Consider the following 16,904-nt stretch of genomic DNA (forward strand, 5'->3'; position numbering starts at 1 on the left):
CTGCCTGACGATGGTGTCACCGAGTGATTACGCTGCGAAATGGTTCCAGCTCGTACCCCTCAGCTCTCCCCCCACGCGTACAAGGAGCCCGTACCCATGACGAACTCCTCCGGCTTCGTCTCCTACTTCGGCACCGAACTACGACGCCACCGCGAACGCATGGGCTGGCCGCGCGAACAACTCGCCGAGCGCGTCCCCTGGTCCGTCTGGACGGTCGCCTCCGTCGAACAAGGCCGCCGCAAGCCCCCACCCGGCCTCGGCGAACACGCCGACGCCCTCTTCAACCTCCCCGGCGTCATGGCCGAACTCTCCAAAAAGGCCCAAGAGGACAGCAGCCGTTTCGGCGACTTCGTCGATCTTGAGCAGCGAGCGCTGTTGGTCAAACTCTTCGACATGCGGGTCGTTCCCGGCCTCTTGCAAACGCCGGCATATGCCCGCGCTCTCAACCAGTTGCCCGGACGCACGCTCTCCCCGCAGGAGTTGGATCGGGTGGTCCGAATGCGGATAGATCGACAGAGACTCCTCGATCGCGACAACGCACCGACCTTGCATGCAGTCATCGACGAAGCCGTGCTCTGTCGACGGATCGGTGACTGCCAAGTAATGCGCGAGCAGCTCGCCTCACTGTGCCGACCGCGTCCCAACGTGATGGTGCAGGTGCTTCCCTTCTCTGCCGGCAGCCACGATGGGATCGTCGGCCCGATCACCATCATTCGTCTACCCGACGAACCGGATGTCGCCTACGCCGACGGCTGGCCGGAGGGCCGGCTCATCGATACTCCGGCCGAAGTCATCCGCGCACAGCAGGCGTTCGAACAGATCGCTGCTTTAGCATTGCCGCCGGATCTAACGAGGGAGATGATCCAGGCGTATCTAGAGGAGGCGTGAGTATGGCCGGATGGCGCCGGAGCACGTACAGCACCCAAGGTGAGTCCCAGTGCGTCGAGGTACAGCTGCGATGGCGCAAGGCCACGTACAGCGGCACCGGAGATTCCAACTGCATCGAGATCACCGCATGGCCTGACGAAGTCCACCAGTACTGATGGATGGTGGAGCGGGGCGGCCCTGCTGACCTGTGGAGACAGGCAGGTGAGTTCGTGACCTGGACGGCGCCGGAGATCGCGCGCGATTCCGTTCCCGTTCTGGCGGTGACGGCGGACGAGCGCGCGAGTGCCGAGGCGTGGCTGGACCACCATCGGCGGACGCTGCTGTGGAAGTGCGGCGGGCTGACCGCCGAGCAGCTCAAGCGGCGCAGTGTCGAGCCGTCCGGCCTGTCGCTGCTCGGCCTGGTCCGCCACATGGCCGAGGTGGAGCGCGACTGGTTCCGGTACCGGTTCGCCGGGGAGCGGCCCGGCTACCTGTACTGCACCGACGACGATCTGAACGCCGAGTTCGACGTGTCCGGCGCCGACGCGGCGGCGGACCTGGCCGCGTACGCCCGCGAGATCCAGCTCGTCCGGGAGGTGACGGCGGGGCGCTCGCTCGACGAGACGTTTCTCGACCCGCGCCGCGGCGTGGAGATGACCCTGCGCTGGGTGTACGCGCTGATGATCCAGGAGTATGCCCGGCACAACGGCCACGCCGACCTGCTCCGCGAACGCATCGACGGCGCGATCGGCCACTGAGACCGCTACCGTACGGCGCGCCGGGCGCCCTCGCCGAGGAAGGGCGCCAGCAGCTCGGCGGTGACGGCGCGCAGCCGGGCGCGGACCTCCGGGTCGTAGGTGCCGTGGTGCGCCCTCGCCTCCTTGCCGCCGTCGAAGTACCGGCCCGTCGCTGCGCCGCCGGTCGGTCCGACCGCGAGGTTCAGACCGCGGTGACTTCGGGACGAGCGACCAGACCCGGTCCATGCGCGTGGCCGTGGAGGCCGCGACCCGGATCTACCAGGCCCTCGCGGACTGGGCCGAGTGGGCGCGGACCGTCCCGCCGGCGGTCCCGGCCACGGACGACGACGCCGCGCCGGCCGCTCTCGACGTTCAGCAGAGCTTCGAGCAACTTGCAGCTCTGGCGTTGCCACCCGACTTGTCCGCAGAGATGATTCAGGCGTACGTCGAGGAAGGATGAGAGTCATGTCCCAATGGCGAAAGAGCACCTACAGCGCTCAGGGCGAGACCGAATGCGTCGAGGTCTCCGCTCCACGGAGCGGCCCGAGCCGGAGGCCCGCGCGGTGGCGGGCCTCCGGCACTACGGTCAGCTACCGCACTTCTGTCCGTTCAGGGTGAACGCCGTCGGCACCGGGTTCTGGCCGGTCCAGGCGCCGTTGAACCCGACGGTCGTGGACGCGCCGGGACTCAGGTGGCCGTTCCAGCTCAGGCCGGTCGCGGTCACGCTCTTACCGGTCTGCTGCCAGGTGGCGGACCAGCCCTGCGTGACCCGCTGACCGGCGTCGGGGAAGTCGAACGCCAGCTTCCACCCGTCGATCGCCGTCGTTCCGGTGTTGGTGACGGCGACACCGGCGGTGAAGCCGCCCGGCCAGGTGCTAGAGATCGTGTACGCCACCGTGCAGGTCCCCGAAGACGTGGCCGTCGTCCGTACGGTCACCGACGGGGAGACCGGTGAGGGGTTGCCGGCCTTGTCGCGTGCCCGGACGGCGAAGGTGTAGGACGTGTCCGGGGTCAGCCCCGTCACCGTGTACGAGGTGCCGGTGGCATCGCCCACCTTCGTCGTCGTCCCGCCGTCGACCCGCAGGACGTCGTAGCCGGCCACCCCCGTGTCGTCGGTCGACGCCGCCCAGCTCAGGCCGACGCTGTCGCTCGTGACCGTCCCCGCCACGGGCCCGCCCGGCGCGGTCGGCGGCTGGGTGTCGCCCTGGCCGCCGCTCGGCAGCACGACCATGGTGATCGAATTGGCCGGGAAGGTGGCGTTGAAGCCGGTCGCGGTGACGGGCTGGTCGGCCTGCCGTACGACGCCGGTCAGGTCCGCGGAGCTGTAGCGGTAGACCTGGGCGGTTCCGGCGGAGGCCCCGGTGAGCGCGACCGGGCTGGTCAGGTCGTCGCCGGTCTTGTTCACGACGACCATCGTGAGGGCCTTGTCGCCGGACCGCTCGGCGGCGTAGATCGCGAGCTTGCCCTGGTCCTCGCTGGTCGCCTTGACCGAGGTCTCGCCGAACGCCCCGCCCTTGCCGTCGTAGTTCCGGTAGATCCGGAACGCGTCGGCGACCGGCTGGTCACTCGTGGGGGCGGTCCACAGGTCGGCCAGGTCCAGCCCCTCCCGGCCGAAGATCCCGAGGACGTCCGCCTCGGCGAGCGCCCCGTTGATGTCGCCGAAGGCGCCCCAGCTGTACTCGGTCATCGCGGTCTTCGTGCCGGGGTAGTGCTGGTCGACCAGCCCGCGCATCCGGGGGATCATCTGCACCGGCTGGTTGATCCAGCTCTCGTCAACGTACGTCGGGTCCCAGAGCTGGCGGGTGGACCGCAGGCGCAGCGCCTGGGTGGCCGCGTCGCCCGGATCGCTGCCGGAGACCCCGGACTGCTGCGGGTACAGGTGGATGTCGAAGTAGTCCAGGATGCGGGTGCCGTGCGCCTGCTCGTACGCGCGCATCTGATCGAGGTACCACGGCCCGAGGTCCTCGCCGCCGTGGGCCGCCTTGTCCGGCGGGTTCGACCAGCAGCCGGTGCGGTTGCACTCGTCCTGGTCGAGGCCGGAGTAGAAGATCGAGTTCAGACCCCAGCCGACCGGTCCCAGCGTCTTGGCGTCCGGGTCGGCGGCCTTCACCGCCGCCGCCCACTGGTACGTACGGTCGCGGAGCTCGTCGTAACCGAGCCCGGTGGGGCGTACGTCCCGTTGGGTGCTGTGCCAGATGTCCGGCTCGTTGTCCAGGTCGTAGAACCGCACTCCGCCGTCGGCGGCGCCGCCGTAGCGGCCCTTGAGGTGGGCGATCCAGTCCTTCGCGTACTGCGGGCCGACCTCGACGCTGGTGTCGGTCGGATCGTTGCCGGTGATCTTGGTGCCGTCCGGCTTGACGCCGTTGCCGCAGTCCGGGGCCCACTGGTCGGTCTGCTGCTGCGGACCGTACTTGGCCACGCTGAAACCGCAGGCCTTCGCCCGGTCCTTCGCCACCCAGCCGATCATCGGCAGGGTGAGGATGGTCTTCGTGCCGGTGGCCCGGTCCTGGTCGACGAAGCGGTCGGTCTCCGAGCCGTCCGGCAGCGTGGACGGGTCGGGGTTGTCGTTGGGGATGTTCTCGAAGTACCAGTCGGCCGCGCGGTTGGTGGTGTCGTTGCGGAAGTTGTACCGCGAGGTCGCGTTGCCGCCCCAGCGCCGTACCGGCAGGCGCAGGTCACGGGCGAGGGCCTCGTCGGCGAAGTTCATCCCGTAGATGTAGGGACTGATCGCGTGCCGGGCGGCGGTGGTGTCGACGGACAGTGCGGGACCGGTGGCGGCCTGGGCCGGCCGTGCCGCGAGCACGCTGCCGCCGAGGGCGGCGGCGAGCGCGACCGAGAGCAGTGCGGGGGCAGTGCGCACGGAGCGTCCTTTCGTTGTGGGAGCGCTCCCATAGCACACACCCCATCGCACCGCGTCAACGAAAGCCGTGAATCTTTCAGAAAGGGGTTCAGCGTTTGACGGCGACGCCGCCCAGCATGTGGGGAACCGGGTCGTCCAGGTCGACCGGCCCGGCGGGGTGCCACTCGGTGACCTTGACGACCCCCGGCTCGATCAGGTCCAGACCCTCGAAGAAGCGCTCGGTCTCGGCCGCGGTGCGCATCTTCATCGGGATGCCCTGCGAGCGGTACTCCCGCACGCCAACGGCCAGCGGGCTCTCCTCCTCCGCCGTGGGCACCACCGACAGGGCCAGCACGCTGCCCGGCGCCAGCGGCGCCACCAGGGACCGTACGACCGCGAGGGCCTCGTCCTCGTCGACGAAGAACTGCAGGATCGCGATGAGGGTCAGCGCGACCGGCCGGCTCAGGTCGAGAGTGCCGCGGAGGTCGGCGGAGTCCAGTATGGCCTTGGTGTCCCGGAGATCGGCGTCGATGTAGGCGGTCCTGCCCTCGGCGGAACTGGTCAGCAGCGCCCGCGCGTGCGCCAGCACGATCGGGTCGTTGTCGACGTACACCACACGGGTCTCCGGCGCGATCCCCTGGGCGACCTCATGGAGGTTCGGGGAGGTCGGCAGGCCGGTGCCGATGTCCAGGAACTGCCGGATGCCCAGCTCGGTGACCAGGTACCGGGTCATGCGGAGCATGAAGTCGCGATTGGCCCGCATCGAGATCGGCAGGGTGGGCAGGTGCTTGGCGATCTCGTCGGCCGCGGCGCGATCCGCCGCGAAATTGTCCTTACCGCCGAGCATGTAGTCGTAGATCCGCGCGGAATGCGCGATGTCGGTGCGCAGATCCGTCCCCTGCGCGGCGCCCGCCGACCCGCCGTTGACCTCGCTCGTCTCCACGCGCGACCTTCCCGTAAGGTGCCTGGAGCAAGTGATCTTAATCTAGGACCGGACGCCCGAACGCGAGATCATCCATCCGGCACCGGGGCGCGGCGACCGGATCGGCGGCGGACGCCCCGGCCACCGAGCGGAATGCTCGGAGAATGGCGGGCCGTCCGCCTGAAAAATGCGTCATTTCGTGGCACCGGCGCCTTATCGATCAGCTTCCCCGAGCCTTCCGCGCGCCCTCCGAGCCAACGCCGCAGCCCCATGCCGACGATCGGCGCCGTGACGAACGACTTGCCCAGCACCCAGGCGAGCGCCGCCTGGGCGCGCGGCCCGCCATGAGCCTCGGCGATTCATGCGGAACGCATGTGCGACACGTGAACCGCATGTACGCTCGAACCATGGCGAAGAACCTGCAGATCCGCAACGTCCCGGATGACGTGCACTCGACGGTACGCGCGCGTGCGGCGGCGGCGGGACTCTCCGTGTCCGAGTACCTCCTCGACCAGATCATCGAAATCGCCAATCGCCCCACGCAGACGGAGGTCTTCAAGCGCGCGGCCCGCCGTGCGCGCGAAGAGGGCCCGACGGTCGACGACATCCTCACCGCCATCAAGGAAGGGCGCGAAGAGTGAGGCTGGTCGTCCCCGACTCATCGGCGCTTCTCCATGCCTTCGAGGCCCGGGATCCCAATCCGGAACTCCTCACGCGCCTGGAAGGCGCTCAACTACATGCCCCGCATCTCCTTGATGTCGAGTTCCTCAGCGGGCTTCGGGGGTTGGTGCGCGGAAAGAAGCTCCACCCCGATCAGGCGCGTGACGCATGGCATGAATACGAAGATCTGGTCATATACCGGTATGTCACGACGGGGCTGGCGGACCGCATCTGGACCCTCCGCGACGACTTCACCGCTTACGACGCTTGCTATATCGCGCTGGCCGAAGCGCTCGACTGCCCGCTGGTGACAAGCGACGCCAAGCTCAAGAAGGCATCAGGGCACTACGCGGAGGTCGAGGTCTACCCGTCCGCTTGATCCGGAAGTACTGCCTCCAGCGCGGGACCAGGCGGCCGCGCTACGCGGAGGCCCCGCGTTCCGTGCCGAACGCGGAGCCTGCGACGCGGGGGCGAAGTGCGGCGGTCCGCCGACGGCCGCTTCGCCCATGCGGCCCGTCCGCGCGCGGAATGACCGCGGATCAGGAGTGGCCGACGACCGCGCGCGGGGTGTAGGGCTTCTCCAGGCGGGTGATCTCGTCGTCGGTGAGCCGCAGTTCCAGTGCGGCCAGGGCGTCGTCGAGGTGCCGTTCCCGTCCCATGCCGACGATCGGCGCCGTGACGAACGGCTTGCCCAGCACCCAGGCGAGCGCCACCTGGGCGCGCGGCACGCCACGGGCCTCGGCGATCTCGGTGACGGCCTCGACGATCTCCCGGTCTCCCTCCTGGTAGAGGGTCTTGCCGAACTCGTCGGTGGCGGTGCGGTGGGTCGTCTCGTCCCAGGCGCGGGTGAGGCGGCCACGGGCCAGCGGGCTCCACGGGATGACGCCGACGCCCTGGTCGGCGCAGAGCGGCATCATCTCGCGCTCCTCCTCCCGGTAGAGGAGGTTGTAATGGTTCTGCATGGTCACGAAGCGTGTCCACCCGTGCCGTTCCGCGGTGAACTGCGCCTTGGCGAACTGCCAGGCGTACATGGACGAGGCGCCGATGTAGCGGGCTTTGCCGGCCTTCACCACGTCGTGCAGCGCCTCCATGGTCTCCTCGATGGGCGTCGAGGGGTCCCAGCGGTGGATCTGGTAGAGGTCGACGTGGTCGGTGCCGAGACGGCACAGGCTGTTGTCGATCTCCGTCATGATCGCCTTACGGGACAGCCCGCCGCCGTTCGGGCCGGGCCGCATCCGCCCGTGCACCTTGGTCGCCAGAACGATCTCGTCTCGCCGGGCGTACTCGGCCAGGGCCCGTCCGACGATCTCCTCGCTGGTGCCGTCCGAGTAGACGTTGGCGGTGTCGAAGAAGTTGATCCCGGCCTCGACGGCGCGACGGATCAGCGGGCGGCTCTGCTCCTCGTCCAGGGTCCAGGCGTGGTTCCCCCGGTCGGGCAGGCCGAAGCTCATGCACCCCACGCAGATCCGCGACACGTCCATGCCGGTCGTGCCGAGTTTCACGTACTCCATTCGTCTCCCTCTCCCTCGAATACCGCCCGGCGAGCGAAAAGCTCGGTCAACAGCCTGCCACCGGCCGACATTCCGCACTATTTGGGGTGCCACAGCTCCGTCTCGATCAGCTTCACCGAGCCTTCGGTACAGCGCTCCGCGCTTTGCTGAGCGCCCCCGCGCTTTGGCACAGCGCCCGCGCTTTGGCACAGCGCCCCGCGCTTTGGCGCGGCGGCTGCGGGAACGCCGGAGGCCCCGCGTTCCGGGTGGAACGCGGGGCCTCTGGCGTGCTCGTACTACGGGCGGTTGACCGACTCGGCCGCGGGCGGCGGGGAGTCGGGCACCGAGCTGGGCTTGGGCTCACCGGTGAAGGTGAACTTGGCGGTCTCGCCGGTGCCCTCGACACCGACGATGACGATCTCGCCGGCGCGCAGCTCGTTGTACAGGATCTTCTCGGACAGGTTGTCCTCGATCTCCCGCTGGATCGTGCGGCGCAGCGGACGGGCGCCCAGCACCGGGTCGTACCCGCGCTCGGCCAGCAGGTCCTTGGCCTCCTGGCGAAGCTCGATGCCCATGTCGCGGTCCTTCAGCCGCTCGTCCACCTTGGCGATCATCAGGTCGACGATCTGGATGATCTCCTTCGGCGTGAGCTGGTGGAAGACCACGGTGTCGTCGACACGGTTCAGGAACTCGGGCCGGAAGTGCTGCTTGAGCTCCTCGTTGACCTTCGCCTTCATCCGGTCGTACGACCCCTGCTGGTCGTTCTCCCGGGCGAAGCCGACGGAGACGCCCTTGGAGATGTCGCGGGTGCCGAGGTTCGTCGTCATGATCACGACGGTGTTCTTGAAGTCGACGACCCGGCCTTGGGCGTCGGTCAGGCGACCGTCCTCCAGGATCTGCAGCAGCGAGTTGAAGATGTCCGGGTGGGCCTTCTCGATCTCGTCGAACAGGACGACGGAGAACGGCTTGCGGCGGACCTTCTCGGTCAGCTGGCCGCCCTCTTCGTACCCGACGTAACCGGGCGGGGAGCCGAACAGCCGCGAGACCGTGTGCTTCTCCATGAACTCGGACATGTCAAGCTGGATCAGCGCGTCCTCGTCGCCGAACAGGAACTCCGCCAGGGTCTTGGACAGCTCCGTCTTACCGACACCGGACGGGCCGGCGAAGATGAACGAACCGCCCGGACGCTTCGGGTCCTTCAGGCCGGCGCGGGTACGGCGGATCGACTGGGACAGCGCCTTGATGGCGTCGTTCTGGCCGATGACCCGCTTGTGGAGCTCGTCCTCCATGCGGAGCAGCCGCGCGGACTCCTCCTCGGTGAGCTTGAAGACCGGGATGCCGGTGGCCGTGGCGAGGACCTCGGCGATGAGCTCCTCGGTGACCTCGGCGACGACGTCCATGTCGCCGGCCTTCCACTCCTTCTCCCGCTGCGCCTTGGCCTGGAGAAGCTGCTTCTCCTTGTCGCGCAGCGCGGCGGCCTTCTCGAAGTCCTGCGCGTCGATCGCGGACTCCTTCTCGCGCCGCACATCGGCGATCTTCTCGTCGTACTCGCGCAGGTCCGGCGGCGCGGTCATGCGGCGGATCCGCATCCGCGAGCCCGCCTCGTCGATGAGGTCGATCGCCTTGTCGGGCAGGAACCGGTCGCTGATGTAGCGGTCGGCGAGCTGGGCGGCGGCCACCAGCGCGCTGTCGGTGATCGACACGCGGTGGTGCGCCTCGTAGCGGTCCCGCAGGCCCTTGAGGATCTCGATCGTGTGGCTGAGCGAGGGCTCGGCCACCTGGATCGGCTGGAAACGGCGCTCCAGCGCGGCGTCCTTCTCCAGGTACTTGCGGTACTCGTCCAGCGTCGTGGCGCCGATGGTCTGCAGCTCACCGCGGGCCAGCATCGGCTTCAGAATGCTGGCGGCGTCGATCGCGCCCTCGGCGGCGCCCGCCCCGACGAGCGTGTGCAGCTCGTCGATGAACAGGATGATGTCGCCGCGCGTGCGGATCTCCTTGAGCACCTTCTTCAGGCGCTCTTCGAAGTCACCGCGGTAGCGGGAACCGGCGACCAGGGCGCCGAGGTCCAGCGTGTAGAGCTGCTTGTCCTTCAGCGTCTCGGGCACCTCGCCCTTGACGATCTTCTGGGACAGGCCCTCCACGACGGCGGTCTTGCCGACGCCGGGCTCCCCGATCAGCACCGGGTTGTTCTTGGTACGGCGGGACAGCACCTGCATGACCCGCTCGATCTCTTTCTCTCGCCCGATGACGGGGTCGAGCTTGCCCTCGCGCGCGGCCTGGGTCAGGTTGCGGCCGAACTGGTCCAGCACCAGCGAGGTCGAAGGCGCCGCCTCCGACGGGCCGCCGGACGACGCCGGCTCCTTGCCCTGGTAACCGTGCAGCAGCTGGATGACCTGCTGGCGGACGCGGTTCAGATCGGCGCCCAGCTTCACCAGGACCTGGGCCGCCACGCCCTCACCCTCGCGGATCAGGCCCAGCAGGATGTGCTCGGTCCCGATGTAGTTGTGGCCGAGCTGCAGCGCCTCGCGCAGCGACAGCTCAAGGACCTTCTTCGCCCGCGGAGTGAACGGGATGTGTCCCGAAGGAGCCTGCTGCCCCTGGCCGATTATCTCTTCGACCTGCTGGCGGACGGCCTCGAGGCTGATGCCCAGGCTCTCCAGAGCCTTGGCGGCAACACCCTCGCCCTCGTGGATGAGGCCCAAGAGGATGTGCTCGGTGCCGATGTAGTTGTGGTTGAGCATCCTGGCCTCTTCCTGAGCCAGGACGACAACCCGCCGCGCGCGGTCCGTAAACCTCTCGAACATCTCGTCGCTCCTCACAGAGCGGTCGGGCAGAGGCCGGGATGTCCGACCCTGTCCTCCCGCATGCTAGCCCGCCCCGCGGTCCCTACCTCGGCGCCGTACCAGAGAAGATTCCCCGGGCTAGGACTGTTCATCCTCATCCAACTACCGCGCGGCCCCCGGATGTTCCCCGTACGCCGCAAGCGAACGGCCCGCCGCCGACAAAACTCGGGCAACGGGCCGGTCTGACTTCTCTGTGCCGCGGGTCAGTGCGCGCGCTCGTACTCCTCGACGACAGTCGCCGGGATGCGGCCGCGCTCGTTGACCTTGATCCCACGCGCCTTCGCCCACGCACGGATGTCCGCGCTACGCTCGCGGCTCGAGGCGGCACGGCTGCGGCGGCGGCGTCCCACACCGGCCCTCCGCGCGTGCTCCACGAACGGCGACAGAGAATCACGCAGCTTCTTCGCGTTGTCGCTGCTGAGATCGATCTCATAGGAGACACCGTCGATAGAGAACGGAACCGTCTCCTCCGCCTCGCCGCCATCGAGGTCGTCGATGAGGCGCTTAATGATCTGCTCTGCCATGGAGACTGACCTTTCACCGGAGCAAACTGCATTCGGTTGCCAAAGATATACCGCCACGGTGGCCGATGACAATTCGAACCACAGATCCGAGTTTAGCACGCCCGTTACGCAGCGTTATCCCCGGCAATCGCTCCGGATCCTCCGGGTTACTCGCCGCTCCGGCGCTTCTCGGGGGTACGTTCGCGCCGTCGCTTACCGCCCATCTCTCGTCGCACCACCCAGAACACGCCTGCCAAGAACGCGGCGGCCACCGTGAGAGGCGGCGCCAGCGCCGCCAGGTCCTTCCACATCCAACCCACGCCTTCCGTTCCGGTCGGGTTAAACGGACGCCTGCCCCGAACGCTGTGCTCTTGGACCTGCATCCTCACCATGAAATTGTCTCCCGGCACCTCGCCGGGAGGTGCACCGCCCCCTTTCGGGCCCGACGGCCGCGAACATCTGGGCCGCACGGTGGCGCGGGATTGGTCGAGTCCGGCCCCGAGCCGACTGATCAACGTACGGGCCCGCCATCGGCGTTCCCGCAGCGTCCGGGACTTCGCGCGGCCCGTACGACACCGGCGGCAGCTCGTTCAGTAAACGGGCGTCTCTCCGTTTTAGCGACACCTCCGGCATCGCGAATAACAGCCGCGAAGCAGCCCTTAAGCCCCACGGTGCATGGGAATGCGCCGTGCGGACCACCGCCGCGGAGTCCGCGATCCCCTGTGAGCAAGGGCTTCCAGGGAATCCGGCCGCCCCGGCGATCGGGCGATCATAAGTCCCGGGGCATGGCAGGATCCAATGCGGTTGGGTCGGACGATCGAGAGACGGCGGCGACGACGTGATGTTCTACGCGGACCTTCATATCCATTCGAAGTACTCCCGCGCCTGCAGCAAGGACTGTGACCTTGAACACTTGGCCTGGTGGGCCGGACGCAAAGGCGTATCGGTCGTGGGCACCGGGGATTTCACGCATCCGGCGTGGATGGAGGAGCTGCGGCAGAACCTCGTTCCCGCCGAACCGGGGCTGTTCCGGCTGCGGCCCGAGCTGGAGCGGCGGGTGGCCCGTACACTACCGCCCGCCTGCCGGGCTCCGGTGCGCTTTCTGCTCTCGGTGGAGATCTCAACCATCTACAAAAAGGGTGAACGTACACGGAAGGTGCATCACCTTCTTTATGCCCCCACGTTCGAGGCGGCCGAGCGCATCACCGCCGCGCTGTCCCGCATCGGGAACCTGACCTCGGACGGACGGCCCATCCTCGGCCTCGACTCCCGCCACCTGCTGGAGATCACGCTGCAGAGCGACCCGGGGTCGTACCTCATACCCGCGCACGTGTGGACGCCGTGGTTCTCCGTCCTGGGGTCGAAGTCCGGGTTCGACGCCGTCGCCGACTGCTACGACGACCTCGCGGACCACATCTTCGCGGTCGAGACCGGCCTGTCCTCCGATCCCCTGATGAACTGGCGGGTCGGCTCCCTGGACCGGTACCGCCTCGTCAGCAACTCGGACGCGCACTCCCCGCCCGCGCTGGCCCGGGAGGCGTCGGCCTTCTCGACGGACCTGGACTACTACGCCCTGCGCGCCGCGCTGGAGACCGGCGAGGGGTACGCCGGCAGCGTCGAGTTCTTCCCCGAGGAGGGCAAGTACCACCTCGACGGGCATCGCAAGTGCGGGGTGCGACTGGAGCCGGAGGAGACCAAGGCGCAGGACGGACGCTGCCCCTCCTGCGGCCGCCCGCTCACCGTCGGCGTGCTGTACCGCGTCGACGAGCTCGCCGACCACCCCGAGGGGCGGCGGCCCGAGGGCGCGGCGGACTTCCGCAACCTCATCCCGCTGCCGGAGATCGTCAGCGAGATCCGCGGGGTCGGGCCGCGGTCCAAGTCCGTGCTCGGCCACATCGCCGAGCTGGTGGCGACGCTCGGCCCGGAGCTGGCGATCCTGGACGAGGTGCCGCTCGACGACGTACGCCGGGCGGGCGGGGAGCTGCTGGCCGAGGCGATCGCCCGGCTGCGCCGGGGCGAGGTGATCCGCGACGCGGGCTACGACGGCGAGTACGGCGTGATCCGGCTCTTCGAGACGGGCGAGCTGCGCCGGGAGGGGAAGCGCGCCGTCGGCCTCCTGGGAGCACCCGACGACTCGGGCCTGTTCGACCTGCCCGAGCCGTCCACCGCCCCCGCCACGGCCGTACGGGACCCGGCGCCCGCGGTCCGCGAACCCGGTCTGTTCCACGTGCCGGGCGCCGACGACCGTCCGTCCCCGCTCGAGAGCGCCGCCCCACAGCCCTCAGAGGCCGCTGAAGAGGTCGAGAAGGTCATCCCCGACGAAATACCGATCGAGGGCCAGCAGGACATCCTGGAGGCCGTCGAGGCCGTCGAGGAGTCGACACCGAACGACCCCGCGGCCCCTCAGCGGCCGGACGGGTCGGCGCCGGGCGCTCAGGAGCCGGACGGGTCGGCGCCGGGCGCTCAGGAGCCGGCCGACGGGTCGGCGCCGGGCAACCCTACGGCCCCCAGGGAGCCGGACGGGTCGGTGCTGGACGGGCTGGACCCCGACCAGCGGGCGGCGGCCGCGCATCCCGGCGGGCCGCTACTGATCATCGCCGGGCCGGGCACCGGCAAGACCCGTACACTCACGCACCGCATCGCCCACCTCGTCGGCGAGCGCGGCGTCCCGCCCGAGCGGTGCCTGGCGATCACGTTCACCCGCCGGGCGGCCGAGGAGATGCGCGAGCGCCTCGACGCGCTCCTGCCCGGCCGCGCCCGCCGGCTCACCGTGACGACCTTCCACGGTCTGGGCGCGCTGATCCTGCGCGAGCAGCACACCCGCGCCGGGCTCCCCGACGGGTTCCGGATCGCCGACGAGACCGACCGGCTCGACGTGGCGCGGGAGATGACCGGCTCGGACAAAGAGGCGCGGCGGCTGCTCGCCGGGTTCGACCGGCCGGAGAGCGGGACCGGGCGGGAGGAGTCCGAGTCCCGCAGCTCGTTCGAGAAGCGGCTGCGCGAACGCGGCCTCGCCGACTTCACCGACCTGCTGCGCCTGCCCGTGCGCCTCCTGGGCGAGGACGCCGAACTCGCCGAGACCTACCGCGACCGCTGGCCGTGGATCAGCGTCGACGAGTACCAGGACGTCGACGAGACGCAGTACGCCCTGCTGCGCCTGCTGACCCGGCCCGGCGGCGGACCGGGTCGAGCCGACGGCGGAGCGGACCCGGTGGACCGCGGAACGAATCCGGCGGCCTTCGGCTCCGCCCCGGCGGACGGCGAACCGGACCCGCTGGACGGCGGAGCGGCTCCAGTGGACGGCGGGTTGACCGCGATCGGCGATCCGGACCAGGCCATCTACTCCTTCCGCGGCGCGGACGTCGGCTTCTTCCTGCGCTTCCAGGAGGACTTCGCCGGTGCGACGACGGTCCAGCTCACCCGCAACTACCGGTCGGCGCCGGCGATCGTCGACGGGGCCGTACGCGCGATCGCCGCCACCAGCCTCGTGCCCGACCGCAAGCTCCTCCCCCAGCGCTCCGGCGACCGGCTCATCCAGGTGCACGAGACCGCCGACGCGCAGGCCGAGGCCGACCACGTCGTCGGCACGATCGACCGGTTGCTCGGTGGTTCGTCCTTCCACTCGATGGACTCCGGGCGCTCCGACGGCCACCACGCCGACCACCTGGACTTCTCCGACATCGCCGTGCTGTACCGGACCGACGCCCAGTCCGAGGCGGTGATGGAGGCGCTGACGCGGTCGGGCATGCCGTACCAGAAGCGCTCGCACGACCGGCTGCTGGGCCGGCCCGGCGTGCGGGACCTCGCGCACGAGCTCCGCCACCACGGCGGGCCGCTGCGCGACCGGCTCCGGGCCGCGACCGGCGTGCTCGCCGAGGCGCACGACGAGGCGGTGCTGCGATCGGCGGCCGAGCTGATGACGCCGCTCGCCGACCGCCACGGCGACGACCTGGAGGCGTTCCTGAGCGAGCTGGCGCTGGGCGCCGAGGTCGACGCGTACGACCCGCGCGCGGACCGGATCGCGCTGCTGACCCTGCACGCGGCCAAGGGACTGGAGTTCCCTGCCGTGTTCGTCATCGGCTGCGAGGACGGGCTGCTGCCGCTGCGGCTGCCGGACAGCGACGAGGCGGAGGAGCGCCGGTTGTTCTTCGTCGGCATGACGCGGGCGCAGACGCACCTGTTCCTGTCGTCCACGCGCCGCCGGGAGCCCTCGCCGTTCCTGCGCGCGATCCCGGCCGAGCTGGTGACCCGCCCGGAGGCGGCCCGCCGCCGCCCGAAAAAGGACCGGCAGCTACGGCTGCTCTGACTCCGGCTCGTCGATGAGGTCGGGCTCGCCGGGCTCCTCTTCCACGGGGCCCGGCGCGGGTTCCACTGCGCCCGGCGCGGGCGGCCGGACGTCGATCACGAGCGTGCCGGCCAGGCGGTCGTGCAGGGCCTGGCGGTACGACCCCTCGAACACCAGGCCGTTCTCGACGAGCCAGAAGATCCCGGCGAGGACGTTGAGGATCGGCACGGGACGCGCGGCGGGCGGCAGCGCGTAGATCGCCGCCCGGATGAGCGCCTGCACCACGGTCGGCCGCCGCCCGGTCACCGAGACGACCCGCAGCCCCGTCAGACGCTTGCCGACCGTGCGGCCCCAGACCGCCAGCTGCACCGCCTCGTACAGGAAGAAGATCACCGCGAAGGCGATGGGCGCGACGACGCGCTGCGCGGTCTCCCGGGGGAACAGCTCGGTCGCGCCCAGGCCGACGGGCACGCCCACGATGAGGATGTCGATGATCCGGGCGACCAGCCGCTGGGACGGCTCCGCGACCGCGCCGGTGCCGTCCTCGGTCACTCGTCCGCGAACTCTCGGTCGTCGACCACCACGGTGGCCGCCAGCCGGTCGTGCAGCGCCTGATGCAGGGGCTGGTCCCAGATCGCCCAGAGGTACGCCATCACCGTGCCCACTCCGCAGCCGAAGAGATAGACGACGTTGTTGACCGCCGCGCGGGCCGCGGCGCGGGCCGGGGTCAGGGGCTCGCCGGTCTCGGTGAGCACCCGCAGCCGCAGCACCCGCTTGCCGAGCGTCTGCCCCCAGAGCGCGAGCTGCACCGCCTCGTACCCGAACGGCAGGATCCCCAGGACGAGGATCCAGCCGAAGATCGCCGTGCCGGACCAGATGCCGCCGCCGTTCCTCACGTGGCTGCCCGGCTCGTTCAGCCCCACCGCCGCGATCATGAAGGGGAGGATGAGCGCGAACCCGACCACCCCGAGCAGTCCCGCGTCGAGCAGGCGGGCGGCGGCCCGCCGGGCGATCGGCGCGAGGAGCAGCTCCGCGGGCGGCTCCGAGTCCCCGTACGCCCCGTCGTCCCCGTACGCGCTCTGGCTCCCGTACGCGCCGTCGTTCCCGTAGGCGGCCTGGCCTCCGTAGGCGCCGTGGTCCTCGTACCTGCCACGGTCCCCGGAGGACCTGGCGTCGCCGTACGCCCCGCGATGCTCCGGGTACCCCGCCGACCGGCCGTGCGACGGGTAAGGCTCGCTCATGAACCACCTTCCAGGTGCAGCAGCATCCGCGTGTTGCCCAGGGTGTTCGGCTTGACCCGCTCGAGATCGAGGAACTCCGCCACACCGTCGTCGTAGCTGCGCAGCAGTTCCTCGTACACCTCCGGCGCGACCGGCGTGCCCTTGAGCGGCTCGAACCCGTGCCGGGCGAAGAACTCCACCTCGAAGGTCAGGCAGAACACGCGCCGCACCCCGAGCTCGCGCGCGGTGTCGAGCAGCCGCGCGACGATCCGGTGCCCCACGCCATGCCCACGCCGGGACGGATCGACGGCCACCGAACGAACCTCGGCCAGATCCTCCCACATGACGTGCAGCGCGCCACAGCCCACGACCTCGCCGCTCGACCGGTCCTCCGCGACCCAGAACTCCTGGACGTCCTCGAAGAGGGTGACGGTCGTCTTCTCCAGCAGGCGGCCCGGCCCGGAATACAGGTCGATGAGCCGCCGGATCGCCCGGACGTCGGTGACGCGGGCACGGCGGGTCGCTATATCCACAATCA

16 protein-coding genes are annotated in these 16,904 nt (G+C 69.8%); 8 read left to right on the plus strand and 8 right to left on the minus strand.

Annotation, left to right across the window (positions count from 1 at the left end; all coding sequences use genetic code 11):
- The first annotated feature begins 96 nt into the window (after positions 1-96).
- From AB0K82_RS21695 to AB0K82_RS21715, 5 genes are all read left to right on the plus strand, one after another.
- The gene (locus tag AB0K82_RS21695; RefSeq protein WP_364399379.1) at positions 97-888 is read left to right on the plus strand and encodes a helix-turn-helix transcriptional regulator; all 792 of its coding nucleotides are present in this window, start codon (positions 97-99) and stop codon (positions 886-888) included.
- A gap of 2 nt (positions 889-890) precedes the next feature.
- On the plus strand, positions 891-1,043 hold the full coding sequence (locus AB0K82_RS21700) for a DUF397 domain-containing protein (protein WP_364399381.1): 153 nt from the start codon (positions 891-893) through the stop codon (positions 1,041-1,043).
- Positions 1,044-1,097: 54 nt separating this feature from the next.
- Entirely contained in the window at positions 1,098-1,625 is a 528-nt protein-coding gene (locus AB0K82_RS21705; RefSeq protein WP_364399382.1) for a DinB family protein, read from the plus strand.
- 223 nt (positions 1,626-1,848) lie between these two features.
- Positions 1,849-2,064, plus strand: coding sequence for a hypothetical protein (locus tag AB0K82_RS21710; RefSeq protein WP_364399384.1), 216 nt, complete (start codon positions 1,849-1,851; stop codon positions 2,062-2,064).
- A gap of 5 nt (positions 2,065-2,069) precedes the next feature.
- Positions 2,070-2,222, plus strand: a complete 153-nt coding sequence (locus AB0K82_RS21715; protein WP_364399385.1) for a DUF397 domain-containing protein — start codon at positions 2,070-2,072, stop codon at positions 2,220-2,222.
- On the opposite strand, the gene AB0K82_RS21720 is transcribed toward AB0K82_RS21715, so the two are convergent.
- Both AB0K82_RS21720 and AB0K82_RS21725 read right to left on the minus strand, forming a co-directional pair.
- Positions 2,191-4,464 carry a glycoside hydrolase family 44 protein gene (locus AB0K82_RS21720; protein ID WP_364399387.1) on the minus strand — a complete coding sequence of 758 codons (2,274 nt, stop codon included), beginning with the start codon at positions 4,462-4,464 and terminating at the stop codon, positions 2,191-2,193. The two genes, AB0K82_RS21715 and AB0K82_RS21720, sit on opposite strands and share 32 nt — an antisense overlap.
- Positions 4,465-4,552: 88 nt before the next feature.
- The gene (locus AB0K82_RS21725) at positions 4,553-5,386 is read right to left on the minus strand and encodes an SAM-dependent methyltransferase (RefSeq protein WP_364399389.1); all 834 of its coding nucleotides are present in this window, start codon (positions 5,384-5,386) and stop codon (positions 4,553-4,555) included.
- Positions 5,387-5,772: 386 nt separating this feature from the next.
- On the opposite strand from AB0K82_RS21725, the gene AB0K82_RS21730 reads away from it, so the two are divergent.
- Both AB0K82_RS21730 and AB0K82_RS21735 read left to right on the plus strand, forming a co-directional pair.
- Positions 5,773-6,006: a hypothetical protein gene (locus AB0K82_RS21730; RefSeq protein WP_364399390.1), complete on the plus strand. Its 234-nt coding sequence runs from the start codon at positions 5,773-5,775 to the stop codon at positions 6,004-6,006.
- Positions 6,003-6,404: a type II toxin-antitoxin system VapC family toxin gene (locus AB0K82_RS21735; protein ID WP_364399392.1), complete on the plus strand. Its 402-nt coding sequence runs from the start codon at positions 6,003-6,005 to the stop codon at positions 6,402-6,404. Before AB0K82_RS21730 ends, AB0K82_RS21735 begins: the two co-directional genes overlap by 4 nt.
- 160 nt (positions 6,405-6,564) lie before the next feature.
- On the opposite strand, the gene AB0K82_RS21740 is transcribed toward AB0K82_RS21735, so the two are convergent.
- The 3 genes from AB0K82_RS21740 to AB0K82_RS21750 form a co-directional block, all read right to left on the minus strand.
- A complete protein-coding gene (locus tag AB0K82_RS21740; protein WP_364399394.1) occupies positions 6,565-7,536 on the minus strand; it encodes an aldo/keto reductase in 972 nt (323 codons plus the stop codon).
- A gap of 275 nt (positions 7,537-7,811) precedes the next feature.
- Positions 7,812-10,319, minus strand: a complete 2,508-nt coding sequence (locus tag AB0K82_RS21745; protein ID WP_364399396.1) for an ATP-dependent Clp protease ATP-binding subunit — start codon at positions 10,317-10,319, stop codon at positions 7,812-7,814.
- A gap of 242 nt (positions 10,320-10,561) precedes the next feature.
- A complete protein-coding gene (locus AB0K82_RS21750; RefSeq protein WP_252779361.1) occupies positions 10,562-10,882 on the minus strand; it encodes an Lsr2 family protein in 321 nt (106 codons plus the stop codon).
- 817 nt (positions 10,883-11,699) lie between these two features.
- Between AB0K82_RS21750 and AB0K82_RS21755 the strand changes: the two genes are divergently transcribed.
- On the plus strand, positions 11,700-15,167 hold the full coding sequence (locus AB0K82_RS21755; protein WP_364399398.1) for a UvrD-helicase domain-containing protein: 3,468 nt from the start codon (positions 11,700-11,702) through the stop codon (positions 15,165-15,167).
- Here the strand turns inward: AB0K82_RS21755 and AB0K82_RS21760 are convergent.
- Genes AB0K82_RS21760 through AB0K82_RS21770 form a run of 3 tightly spaced genes read right to left on the minus strand, consistent with a single transcriptional unit; the run spans position 15,153 to position 16,899 of the window.
- Complete coding sequence (locus AB0K82_RS21760; RefSeq protein ID WP_364399400.1) at positions 15,153-15,698, minus strand: RDD family protein; 546 nt, start codon at positions 15,696-15,698, stop codon at positions 15,153-15,155. The two genes, AB0K82_RS21755 and AB0K82_RS21760, sit on opposite strands and share 15 nt — an antisense overlap.
- A complete protein-coding gene (locus tag AB0K82_RS21765; protein ID WP_364399402.1) occupies positions 15,695-16,387 on the minus strand; it encodes an RDD family protein in 693 nt (230 codons plus the stop codon). The genes AB0K82_RS21760 and AB0K82_RS21765 overlap by 4 nt, the downstream gene beginning before the upstream one ends.
- Positions 16,384-16,899 (minus strand): amino-acid N-acetyltransferase, encoded by a 516-nt coding sequence (locus AB0K82_RS21770; protein WP_364399404.1) that lies wholly within the window; start codon positions 16,897-16,899, stop codon positions 16,384-16,386. Before AB0K82_RS21770 ends, AB0K82_RS21765 begins: the two co-directional genes overlap by 4 nt.
- Positions 16,900-16,904 lie beyond the last annotated feature (5 nt).

The organism is Actinoallomurus sp. NPDC052274 (assembly GCF_040679475.1).
Lineage (GTDB): Bacteria > Actinomycetota > Actinomycetes > Streptosporangiales > Streptosporangiaceae > Actinoallomurus > Actinoallomurus liliacearum.